This is a genomic window from Aliirhizobium wenxiniae, from assembly GCF_019511445.1.
Lineage (GTDB): Bacteria > Pseudomonadota > Alphaproteobacteria > Rhizobiales > Rhizobiaceae > Neorhizobium > Neorhizobium wenxiniae_A.
This window is the reverse complement of the sequence record NZ_JAEUAN010000004.1, coordinates 275739-287930: the sequence shown is the minus strand read 5'-3', so window position 1 is coordinate 287930 and position 12192 is coordinate 275739. Positions and strand designations below refer to the sequence as shown.

The window sequence follows — 12192 nt, the reverse complement described above, 5'->3', positions numbered from 1 at the left end:
AGGGTCGAAGCCTCCACAAAGCGGAAACAGGTCTCGAAGCGATCGGCAAAGCGCAAGCACGGTCGATCGATTTTCATGAATATCGCGATCGGCATCGGATTGACCGCTTCGGCGCTCATCGGCGCTTCTGCGATTACCGTTGCAACAGCCGTGAAGCCCACGAAGGATCTGCGTTTCCAGACGGCGCTTCTTTCTCCGGCTGTCGCGGGCGAACATTTCACCCGTGATCGCAGCGAGCGAACTCTCGACGTTTCGAAATTCTCCCGACTGCCGGGTAGGGCGGCCGCTGAACCGAAGGGCGCGCGTCTTGCGGGTGCCGATACGGCCGCTCTGGCTGCACTGCGTCCCGAAAATTCGACGGTTCGTCAGGCGATTCACCATGCCATGGCAAAGGCCGCACGCAAGGTTGAGACCGAGCAGCAATTCGCCGCTCTGACCACCAAGCGTCCCGGCAGTGCCGCAATACGCTCCGCGCTCGGCCAGGCGCTGGAAGGGACTGTTCTGGTCGCGCCGCGAGGCGAAGGTGCTATGCCCGACCTGATCCAGGATGCGGAAAACGTCACCAATGTCGCGGCGCTCAAGGACATGAAGCCCGTCGAGATGGCTTCGCTGGAAACGCCGGACGGCAATGACGTCTCCGCCAACCAGCCGTCTGTCGAGATCACGCAGGACGTGGTTGCGCTTGCTGTTCCTCCTGCCGCCGACACTTATGCACTTCCGACGGCCGGACCGGTTCCTGTCATCCGTCCTGCCGCTGGGATGCGTGGTGACGATGCCAAGCCAGCCGGTCGCGGGAATGCTCTTGCTGCAATCGCATCGGTCGCGCCGCAGAAGCCGGGCAAGCCGAATGCGGATGACAAGCCGACCGTGCTCGCTTTCGCCAAGCCCGATAACCCGATGCGCGAAGAACCTGCAAGGCCGTCTTCGCCTGCGCCCAAGTGGCCGGGTATCGGGACGAAGGTTGCGATCTACGACATCACCAATGGCGTCGTTCATATGCCGAACGGCACCAAGCTCGAAGCGCATTCGGGCATCGGCAGCATGCGTGACAACCCGAAATTCACGCATGTGAAAATGCGCGGTCCGACACCTCCGGGCACCTACAAACTGTCGATGCGTGAGTCCCTCTTCCACGGCGTTGCTGCCATCCGCCTGACGCCGACTGATGGCAAGCCGCCGCAGGGCCGCACCGGCCTGCTTGCGCATAGCTATCTTCTGCGGGTTCGCGGGGATTCCCATGGCTGTGTGGCCTTTGCCGACTACCCTCAATTCCTCAAGGCATTCCAGCGTGGCGAGATCACCCATATGGTCATCGTCAACAAGTGGGACGGCAAGCGCCCCGGCTCGGGTTCAGGCGGCGGCTTCCTCGCCAAGCTGTTCAACAACAACGACGCATAAGAAAAACGGAGCCTCAGGGCTCCGTTTTCGCATTTAACCAAGTGTATTGCGGATGGCGCGGAGGAAGATTTTCGCGCCGATCGGGATCAGATCATCGGGAAAATCATAGTTCGGGTTATGCGGGGCAGGGTGGTTTTCGCCGGCACCGAGAAACAGCATGGCGGATTTTGAAACCGCGCCGAAACGACCGAAATCCTCCGAGGCGCGAAACCCTTCGCCGGGTTCGTGAGTGACACCTTCGGCATCCATTGCAGCGCGCAGGATATCGGCCGCGTCGGCGTCGTTGACGCAATGGCCGAAGACTTCTTGATATTCGATCTGAAGCTCCAGTCCGCTCGCATTTGAAGCTTCACGGGCCATCGTTTCGGCCCTGTCGACGAGTGCCGCCATCTGATCGTCTGTGGATGTGCGCAGCGTCACCCAGATCTCTCCATGGCCGGGCGCGACGCCGACGGTTGGTTCGCCTATCGCCGCGTGGGTGACGGTGGCGCGCACGAGATTGCCCTCTGCGACCGTGCCAACCGACAGGGCGTTCAACGCCGGCATCAGGGTTGCGACAGCGGTGACAGGCGATGTGCCTGTTTCGGGATAGGCTGCATGTGCCGTCTTGCCCGTCAGGGTGATTTTCATGCCGCGCGAGGCGCAGTTTGCCGGGCCGTCCTTCAGCCAGACATGACCGAAAGGAACGCCCGGCATGTTGTGTTGCGACAGGCTGAAATCCGGGGTCAGCGCATCGAATTTCCCGTCGGCTATGACCGCGGCGGCACCTGCGCCATTTTCTTCCGCCGGTTGGAACAGAAGGATGGCGCGGCCGCTTTTCGGCCGATCGCGGCCAAGGACACGGCCGATGGCAGCCAGCGTCGCCATATGGCCGTCGTGACCGCACATGTGGCTCTTGCCGGGGATTTGCGACTTGTATTCCGGATCACCCAGTTCCTCGATCGGCAGAGCGTCGAGTTCGGCGCGGATCATCACCGTCTTGCCGGGAGTGCCGCTATCATAGATCACCGCCACGCCGGTGCCGCCAAGTCCCTCAATGATCGCATCCGGCCCGGTCTCCCGCATGAAGCGGACGACTTCCTTCGCCGTTTCCATCTCCTCGCCGGAGACTTCCGGCATGGTGTGAAGACGGCGGCGCCAGGCGGTGGTTTCAACGATGTCGTGATTGGTGAGGGACATGGGACTAATAATCGTCATTTTAAACAGCTTTCCAAAGCGTTGGCAGTGTCTTTTCCAACGGAGACATTTTTGATCAACCACTCAACCCCATCTGAGACGTATGGATCATCCCACGAAGATGGGCTCTGGAGATACTCCCAAAGAAGATAGAGATAAGAGTTTCGCATCGGTCCGAAGGGCGCCGACAAAGAAATCGGTGCAAGACGTTCTAAATCGCGATCAGATCTCGCCCATGCGAAATTCCAAGAATAAAGGGCATCTGATACCCTCTCTCCAGCTACGTTTGACGGAGTTTCGGGCACTTCAATAGCACTACGTATTTGGATGTTTGCTTCCTGCTCTAACGCAGCCCGAAATGATTGTCCTTTCCACGGCAAAAGACGCTCGGGTGCGACCCAGTCGTCGCCAACGATCCAGTCGAGCCCAATGGATAAACGCCGCAGAGAGAAGACCAGTTGATCTAGCTTGAATAGGTCATCCGAAAAGCAGTACCAAGAAACAAGTCCATATCGACTATCGGGTGCGCCACACGAATTTATTCGTCTTATAAAGGCCGGGACGCTTTCTTTTCTCCAACGCTCAATCGGCAATCGATCAGGTTTTTCAAAATTTTCTAGAGCGAGGCTACCAAAGGTATCGACGTGTGTCTCATATAACAATGATAGATCATGCTTTTGTTTCTTTGCCGGCACGTCATTTACGATCAGCGATGCCTTTAGATATTTCTCCAAGGCTTGTTGGCACTGCCAGAAAAAATCCTCGCTAAGCCCATTAATTCTGGTCCACCGCGCTAAGTAGTAGTTATTGTCCGCCGGTTTGACAAAGAAGTTGAAGGCGAAAATGCTCTTGAAATGATTCAAGCTGTTTGAGCGCATTTATCTCTCCGTTGTGCGCCATCTCACGCCTTCTCCACAAACCCGTCCAGCACACGCTTTTGCCCAGCTCTATCAAACTCGATCGTCAGCTTGTTGCCTTCGATTGCAGAGACATTGCCGTTGCCGAACTTGATGTGAAAAACGCGGTCTCCGACCGTGAATTTCGATGGCGTGTCGGCCACGGATTTGGCCACGAGCTCGCCGTCGATCGTGCGTCCGCGCGGGCCGCTTTCGCCGTAACCGATGCGTTCCACCGCGTGGCCGGAGCGGTTGCCCCAGTTGTCGCGGGTGGCGTCGGTCTTGTTGGCCTGCGCGCGTTTCCAACCCGGTGTAGAATAGTTGTTGGCGAAGGGATCCGCCTTGTCGAAGCGCGACTGGCCGTAACCACCGCGCCCGCCATAACCGCCGTAGTTCGACGAATCGGATGCGGCGACATCGACATGGTTCTGCGGCAATTCTTCAAGGAAACGCGACGGCATGGTTGATTGCCAGAGGCCGTGAATGCGGCGGTTGGAAACGAACCAGATATGGCAGCGTCGCTTGGCGCGGGTGATGCCGACATAGGCGAGGCGACGTTCTTCCTCGAGGCCCGAGCGGCCACCTTCGTCGAGCGCGCGCTGATGCGGGAACAGGCCTTCTTCCCAGCCGGGCAGGAAGACGGTGTCGAATTCCAGGCCCTTGGCGGAATGCAGCGTCATGATCGAGACCGCGTCGAGGTTCTCGTTCTGCTCGGCATCCATGACAAGAGAAACATGCTCAAGGAAGCCGCGCATGCTCTCGAAGGCTTCCATCGAGCGGATGAGTTCCTTCAGGTTGTCGAGACGGCCAGGTGCTTCCGCCGACTTGTCGTTCTTCCACATGTCGGTATAGCCCGACTCTTCGAGGATCTGTTCGGCGAGTTCGGTATGTTCCGTCTTTTCAAGCCGCTCCTGCCAGTTCCTGAAGTTCTGCACGACATCGAACAGCGCCTTGCGGGCCTTGGGCTTCAACTCGTCCGTTTCGACCATCTCGGCTGCGGCCTGCAGCATCGGAATGTCGCGGGCGCGTGCGGAATCGTGCAGGTAGCGCACGGTCGTGTCGCCAAGCCCGCGCTTCGGCGTGTTGATGATGCGCTCGAAGGCGAGATCGTCCGCCGGCTGGCAGACGAGGCGGAAATAGGCCATGGCGTCGCGAATTTCGAGCCGTTCGTAAAAGCGAGGGCCACCGATGACGCGGTAATTGAGGCCGAGCGTGACGAAGCGATCTTCGAACTCGCGCATCTGGAAAGACGCGCGCACGAGGATTGCCATGTCGTTCAAGGCGTGTCGCTTGCCGTCCCCATCGCCACGCTGCAGCCGCTCGATCTCTTCGCCGACGGCGCGGGCTTCCTCTTCGCTATCCCAGGCGGCGTGAACGATGACCTTTTCATCGTCCGGATCGACGCGATCGGTGAACAGCGTCTTGCCGAGCCTGCCTTCGTTATGAGCGATCAGATGGCCTGCTGCGCCCAAAATGTGTTCAGTGGAGCGATAGTTGCGTTCCAGCTTGATGACCTTGGCGCCTAGAAAATCCTTTTCGAAACGCAGGATGTTATCCACTTCCGCACCGCGCCAGCCATAGATCGACTGGTCGTCGTCGCCGACGCAGCAGACATTCTGCGGCACGCCCCGCGGGCGCTGGGCGAGCAGTCGCAGCCACATATATTGAGCCGTGTTGGTGTCCTGATACTCATCGACGAGAATGTAGCGGAATTTCTCGTGATATTCCTTGAGAAGGTCCGGCGTCTTGCGGAAGATCGCGATCGGATGCAGTAGGAGATCGCCGAAATCGCAGGCATTGAGTGTTCTCAGACGCGCCTGATAGGCGGCGTAGAGTTCGCGGCCCTTGCCGTTGGCAAATGCGCGCGCATCACCTTCCGGAATGTCGTGCGGCAGTAATCCCTTGTTCTTCCAGCCGTCGATCATGCCGGCAAACTGTTTTGCAGGCCAGCGCTTGTCGTCCAGACCTTCTGCCTGGATCAGCTGCTTGATAAGGCGCACGACATCATCGGTATCGAGAATCGTGAAGTCCGAGCGCAGGCCCACCAGTTCCGCGTGGCGTCGAAGGATCTTTACGCCGATCGAATGGAAGGTGCCGAGCCAGGGCATGCCTTCGACGGCGCCGCCGACGAGGACGCCGATACGTTCCTTCATCTCTCGCGCGGCCTTGTTGGTGAAGGTAACCGCAAGAATCTGGCTCGGCCAGGCGCGGCCGGTTTCCAGGATATGGGCAATACGGGTGGTGAGGACGCGGGTCTTGCCCGTTCCTGCCCCTGCCAGCACCAGAACCGGGCCGTCTACCGTTTCTACGGCTTCGCGCTGTTCCTGATTGAGGCCCGAAAGATATTCGGCGGCTTGTCTTGCGCCACCCCGCGCGGCAAGGGCGCGTGCCGCAATGCCCGAACCACCTGACGTCCCGCTCTGCTGGGGCGGCTGGCGATCGGATGGGACTTGCGGCTTGCGCGGCGCTGCTTCCGGTTCTTCGTCAAAGAACGGAATATCGTCGAAACTGTTACTCATGCGGCCAATGTAGTGATTCGAGGCGGAAAGGCCAGTCGATGTTCTCTTTTCATTCCCATGTTTGCGGAGGAAAGAGGTCTGCCATTCCGCAACGTAACGGATAACACGCGGAATTCATTCAGGTTGACGACAGGAACGGATGATTTTCGTTTTGCAACGGGCGGCGCGATTTCATTCTGACATAAGCGTGAAATCCCGTGATGTTACAAATCGGTAAGGCAGTGGCACGACCATTGCTTGTTGTTCGGGAAACGAGGATACTCCTCACACCCAAATCATACTTCATGAGGACTTGCATGCGGATCTGGAACCAGCTTCTCTTGTCGGCAGCGGTTTTGCTCGGAGGCCTCTGTTTCTGGGTGTATCTGTCGGCCGATGCTGGCCGAACGCTCATCTCCATGGGAGTGCCGGAAGCGATCGTTTCCGCCATCAATTCGAAAGCCGGTGAACCGGTATCCGCAACAATCGCCGGCAGCGGGCAACGCTCGCAAGAGGCAGGTAGCAACCGGCAGAATTCCGCGGGCGGGCAGGCCGTGCTTGTCGCTACCCGGCCGGTGGGAACAGGTATCGTAAACGATAGCCTGTCCGCTATCGGTGATGGCGAGGCGATCCAGTCGGTCATCGTGATGCCGCAGGCCGCGGGTACGATAAACGAAATCCTTGTGAAGTCAGGTGATCGTGTGAAGAAGGGGCAGATCCTTGCCCAGCTCGACGATGACGAACAGATCATTTTGCGCGACCAGGCGCAGGTGCTTTTGCGCAGCGCAACGGAAAAGTCGGACAGCTACAAGAACCTGAAAAGCTTCTCCCGGCTTGAAGTCCTTGATGCGCAGATTTCTGAAGAAACGGCGCAACTTGCGCTGACCAATGCGCAGCTTGCCCTGAAGCGGCGTTCGGTTGTGGCGCCAATCGATGGAATTGTCGGCATAGTCGCCGTCAATATCGGTGACAATGTCACGACGTCGAGCAATGTTGTGACGATCGACAACCGCTCCGAGTTGCTCGTCGACTTCTGGGCGCCGGAGCGGTTTGCGGTGCAGATAAAGACGGGAATGCCGGTAGAGGCGACGTCCATCTCGCGACCGGGGAGCACCTACAAGGGTTCGGTCGAAGCCGTCGATAACCGTGTCGATCCCGCCAGTCGCACAATTCGCATCCGCGCCAAAATTCCGAATGGTGACGATGAGTTGCGAGCCGGCATGTCTTTCGGCGTTACCATGCGTTTTCCGGGCGAGACCTATCCCTCTGTCGATCCGCTGGCGATCCAGTGGGACACGCAAGGTTCCTTCGTCTGGCGTATCGAGGACCACAAGTCGGTAAAGGCTCGGGTCAGGATTATTCAGCGCAACCCGGACGCCATTCTCGTCGCAGCGGAGCTTAATGAAGGCGATGCAATCGCGACGGAGGGCCTGCAGCGTGTTCGTGAAGGTGGCGCCGTCCGTATTGCCGGTGAAAAGCCACCGGAGGTTGCCAGCCGATGAGCGAGGATAAGAGCGGGCAGTCCAACGAGACGCAGCAGGGTGGGGCACAGGGACAATCCGGCAAGCAGGGCTTTACTGCGCTTTTCGTGCGTCGCCCCATCCTTGCCGCCGTCCTCAATACCTTGCTCGTCGTTGCCGGCCTTGCCGCTCTTGTGGGTGTCGAGGTGCGCGAATTGCCGGATGTCGATCAGCCGGTGATCAGCGTTCGCACGACTTATGACGGCGCCTCTGCGCAAACCATGGACCAGGAGGTGACCGATGTCATCGAAGGGGCGGTAGCGCGTGTCAGCGGCCTGAAGTCGATCTCGTCTATTTCCGATTTCGGCCAGAGCCGGGTTACGCTCGAATTCAACGATACTGCCGATCTGGCGGTTGCGGCAAATGATGTACGTGATGCGCTCGGCCGCGTCACAAACCAGCTGCCGGAAGATGCCGACGAGCCGCGGATCATCAAGGCGGACAGCGACAGCCAGCCGATCATGCGCCTCGCCGTCACCTCTTCCACCATGTCGATGGAGGAGTTGACGCTTCTCGTCGAAAATGAGGTTTCCGACAGGTTGGCGGCCGTCGATGGCGTTGCGGATGTCGAACTCTATGGCGACCAGGAAAAGATCTTTCGCGTCGATGTGAACCAGACGGCGCTCGCAAGCCGTGGCCTGACGATCGCGGATCTTTCGAATGCATTGTCCACGGCTGCGATGGACGTGCCGGCCGGGTCGCTGGAATCCTCTACACAGGATATTGTTGTCCGCGCCACCGCCAACCTCACCAAGCCCGAGGATTTCGAAAACGTCCTGATCAACGACAATGTCCGCATTCGCGATGTTGCCACCGTGATGCTTGGACCGGATGATGGAACGACAGCGCTTCGGTCGAACGGTGTTCAGGGCGTCGGTCTCGGCGTGCTTCGCCAGGCGCAGTCCAACACGCTCAGCATTTCCGAAGGCGTGCGTGCGGCCGTTGCAGACTTGTCGAAAAGCCTGCCGGAAGGCACGCGAATTGCGATCACCAGCGATGATGCGGTGTTCATTCAGGGAGCGCTTCACGAGGTGGAGATCGCATTGGCGCTCTCCGGTACGATCGTCGTGTTGGTGATCTTCCTGTTCCTGCGCGACTGGAAGGCAACGCTCATCCCTGCGCTGACCATGCCGGTCGCGCTGATCGGCACGCTGGTGGCGATCTATATGGTCGGTTTCTCGATCAATATCCTGACGCTGCTGGCTATCGTTCTGGCCACCGGCCTTGTCGTCGACGACGCAATTGTCGTGCTGGAAAATATCGTGCGACGAAGAGCCGAAGGCATGGGGCCGCGCGCCGCTGCCGTGATCGGTACGCAGGAAGTGTTCTTTGCCGTTCTTGCGACGACTGCCACGCTTGCGGCGGTCTTCATTCCGCTTTCCTTCCTTCCCGGCCAGATGGGTGGATTGTTTCGCGAATTCGGCTTCGTGCTCGCTTTTGCCGTCGGACTTTCTTCGATTACGGCGCTGACACTCTGCCCGATGCTCGCCTCGCGGATGCTCAATAAGCCGATCAAGGAAAAGCATGACGGGCTGCTCGGCAGGTTCGGTACGCTGTTTGCCAATTTCTACCGCACGACGCTGCATGCTTGCCTCAACGTGCCGGCCGCAGTCGTGGTTGTCGCCATTCTCTTCGGCGGTGCCGGCTATATGGCCTTCAAGACGATCAAGAGTGAGCTGACGCCACCGGAAGACCGGGCGATGGTTTTCCTTCGGGCTACCGCGCCTGAGGGCGTGAGCCTGAAATATATGCGCGACAAGCTGCAGCAGGTGGAAGAAAAGCTTCAGCCACTGGTCGATGCCGGCGAGATCCAGAATATATATTCGATCTCGGGGCAGGGGGGAGCCAAGAACAATGGCTTCATGGTTCTGACGCTCGCGCCCTGGTCGGAGCGTGACCGTAGTCAGGCTGAGATCGTCAAGGATATCAATGCTGCGACGGCGACCGTGCCGGCGCTCAGGGCCTTCGCCCAGCAGCAGAACAGTCTTCGTATTCGCGGCGCCGGCAACGGTCTGCAGATGGCGCTGGTCGGCACCAGCCATGAGCAGTTGACCGCGGCGGCAGCGAAGCTGGTGGATTCGCTGCGCGAGACCAATCTCTTCGATACGCCGCGACTGAACGACGAACCAAACCAGGCGCAGATTTTCGTCACCGTCAATCGCGAACGTGCGTCCGATCTCGGGATCAACATCAAGGATCTCGGTACGGCCGTGCAGTCGCTGCTCGAAGGGCGTTCTGTCGTTGACGTCTTCGTCGATGGCGAGGCGATCCCGGTCAAGCTCAAGTCGACGACGAGGCCGATCGATGATCCGACGGATCTCGAAAGCATCTTCCTGAAGACCAAGGATGGTCGGATGGTGCCGATGTCGACTGTCGCGACATTGGAGGAACGCGCTGTTTCGCCGACATTGCGGCGTGAGCAGCAGCTGGCCTCCGTATCCTTCTCCGCAGGCCTCAAGGATGGTGTGTCGCTCGGTCAGGCGGTTCAGGTCGCTACCGAACTGGCTCAGCCGCTGCTGCCGCAGGGATCGCGTCTGATCCCGCTTGCGGAGGCGGCGACGCTCAAGGAAAATTCCAGCGGCATGGCGCTGACCTTCGGCTTTGCCATCGCCATCATCTTCCTCGTTCTCGCTGCCCAGTTCGAAAGCGTTTTGTCTTCGGTCATCATCATGTCCACCGTGCCGCTGGGGCTTGCATGTGCTGCCTTTGCGCTGGTGCTGACGGGCTCCAGCCTCAATGTCTATTCTCAGATCGGCCTAGTGCTGCTTGTCGGGGTGATGGCCAAGAACGGCATTCTGATCGTCGAGTTCGCCAATCACCTGCGAAACGAAGGCGCCAATTGCCGTGAGGCGATCGAACGGGCCTGCAGCCTGCGTCTGCGGCCGGTGATGATGACAATGATCGCAACCGTGATCGGTGGCCTCCCGCTGGTTCTGGCGCAAGGCGCCGGTGCCGAAGCTCGTATCGCGCTCGGTTGGGTGATTGTCGGCGGTCTCGGGTTTGCCACGCTGGTGACGCTCTACATCACGCCGGTTGCCTATTTGCTGCTCGCCCGCTTCGCCAAGCCGCATGCGCATGAGGAAGCCCGTTTCCATGACGAGCTTGAGAATGCGAAAAAGGGCCGGGCGAATGACAGCAAGCAGCCACCTTTGATGGCGGCCGAATAGGAGCCGTCACGAAGGCCGTCTCCCGTACCGGGTTGACCGCCTTTCGGCTGGACAAACAAGGCACTGTCTCCTAACCAATTTCCTGCTCAGCATGCAGGAGAATTCGACATGGCAATTCGGGACGTTCAGTCTGGAGCGCGCAACGAGGACGGTATCAACACAGTTCTCGGGATTTTGAAGCAGGCGTTCGGGGATCGTTTCCAGACCGGCCAGTCGTTTCGTGAGCAGCATGCTCATACGACCACCTATCTGCCTGCGCAGCTTCCGGATGGTGTCGTTTTCGTCGAGACGAGCGAGGACGTGAAATCCGTCGTCAAGACCTGCGCGGAGCACCATGTTCCCGTCATCCCGTTTGGCGTCGGCTCTTCGCTGGAAGGCCAGGTGAATGCGCCGTCCGGCGGAATTTCGGTCGATTTTTCCCGGATGAACAAGGTGCTGCGCATCAGCCCCGAAGACCTCGATGTCACGGTCGAACCCGGCATTACCCGCGAAGAGCTTAACCGCGAACTGCGCGATACCGGTCTCTTCTTCCCGATCGATCCCGGCGCCAATGCCACGATCGGTGGCATGGCTTCGACGCGTGCGTCGGGAACGAATGCGGTGCGTTACGGCACGATGAAGGACAATGTCCTGGCGCTCACGGTGGTCACTGCAAATGGCGAGGAAATCCGTACCGCGCGCAGAGCGAGGAAGTCTTCGGCCGGATATGACCTGACGCGGCTTTTCGTCGGCGCTGAAGGCACGCTCGGCGTTATTACGTCCGTGACGCTCAAGCTGCAGGGCATCCCCGAAAAGATCGGCGGCGGCGTCTGCGCATTTCCGAGTGTCGAGGCTGCCTGCAATGCCGTCATCATGACGATCCAGATGGGCATTCCGGTGGCGCGTATCGAACTTCTGGATGATGTGCAGATCAAGGCCTGCAATGCCTATTCCAACCTCTCCTATCCGGAAAAACCGACGCTGTTTCTGGAATTCCATGGAACAGAGGATACGGTCCGCATCCAGTCGGAACAGTTTGCCGAAATCGCTGCCGACTGCGGCGGCGACGAATTTCAGTGGACCGCCAACGCCGAGGAGCGCACCAAGTTGTGGAATGCGCGGCACAATGCCTATTGGGCGGGGCGCGCCCTCGACCCGTCTCTGAACGGTTTGTCGACGGATGTCTGCGTGCCGATCTCAAGACTTGCTGAATGCGTTGCCGAAACCCAGGCTGACATTCAGAATTCCGGTCTTCTCGCGCCGATCGTCGGCCATGCAGGAGACGGCAATTTCCATGTTCTGGTGCTTTTCAACGACAAGGATCCGGCATCGGTCGCCAATGTCGAGGCATTCACCGAGCGGTTAAGCCGCCGCGCTCTGGCCATGGATGGCACCTGCACGGGCGAGCACGGCGTTGGGCAAGGCAAGATGTCCTATCTCGACGAAGAGCTAGGCGGCGCGCTCGATGTGATGCGGACGGTCAAGAAAGGGCTTGATCCCGAAAACATCTTCAATCCCGGCAAGATCTTCCGAATGGCGCAGGCGTGACTTGAACACG

7 protein-coding genes are annotated in these 12192 nt (G+C 59.1%); 4 read left to right on the top strand and 3 right to left on the bottom strand.

Features of this window, described 5'->3' with window-relative positions; genetic code table 11:
• Window positions 1-75: 75 nt before the first annotated feature.
• Window positions 76-1398 carry a DUF2778 domain-containing protein gene (locus tag JNB91_RS07270; RefSeq protein WP_223218083.1) on the top strand — a complete coding sequence of 441 codons (1323 nt, stop codon included), beginning with the start codon at window positions 76-78 and terminating at the stop codon, window positions 1396-1398.
• A gap of 33 nt (window positions 1399-1431) precedes the next feature.
• Here the strand turns inward: JNB91_RS07270 and JNB91_RS07265 are convergent, their stop codons facing one another.
• Genes JNB91_RS07265 through JNB91_RS07255 form a run of 3 tightly spaced genes read right to left on the bottom strand, consistent with a single transcriptional unit; the run spans window position 1432 to window position 5989 of the window.
• Window positions 1432-2577: an amidohydrolase gene (locus tag JNB91_RS07265; protein WP_220324919.1), complete on the bottom strand. Its 1146-nt coding sequence runs from the start codon at window positions 2575-2577 to the stop codon at window positions 1432-1434.
• Between the two features lie 14 nt (window positions 2578-2591).
• Window positions 2592-3452, bottom strand: coding sequence for a HEPN domain-containing protein (locus JNB91_RS07260; RefSeq protein WP_220324846.1), 861 nt, complete (start codon window positions 3450-3452; stop codon window positions 2592-2594).
• Window positions 3453-3475: 23 nt separating this feature from the next.
• Window positions 3476-5989, bottom strand: a complete 2514-nt coding sequence (locus tag JNB91_RS07255) for an ATP-dependent helicase (RefSeq protein ID WP_220324845.1) — start codon at window positions 5987-5989, stop codon at window positions 3476-3478.
• A gap of 296 nt (window positions 5990-6285) precedes the next feature.
• Here JNB91_RS07255 and JNB91_RS07250 point away from each other — a divergent pair, with 296 nt between their 5' ends.
• The 3 genes from JNB91_RS07250 to JNB91_RS07240 all read left to right on the top strand — a co-directional run bounded on the left by JNB91_RS07250 (window position 6286) and on the right by JNB91_RS07240 (window position 12182).
• Window positions 6286-7470, top strand: coding sequence for an efflux RND transporter periplasmic adaptor subunit (locus JNB91_RS07250; RefSeq protein ID WP_220324844.1), 1185 nt, complete (start codon window positions 6286-6288; stop codon window positions 7468-7470).
• Window positions 7467-10655 (top strand): efflux RND transporter permease subunit, encoded by a 3189-nt coding sequence (locus JNB91_RS07245; RefSeq protein WP_220324843.1) that lies wholly within the window; start codon window positions 7467-7469, stop codon window positions 10653-10655. Before JNB91_RS07250 ends, JNB91_RS07245 begins: the two co-directional genes overlap by 4 nt.
• Window positions 10656-10763: 108 nt before the next feature.
• On the top strand, window positions 10764-12182 hold the full coding sequence (locus tag JNB91_RS07240; RefSeq protein ID WP_220324842.1) for an FAD-binding oxidoreductase: 1419 nt from the start codon (window positions 10764-10766) through the stop codon (window positions 12180-12182).
• Window positions 12183-12192: the final 10 nt, after the last annotated feature.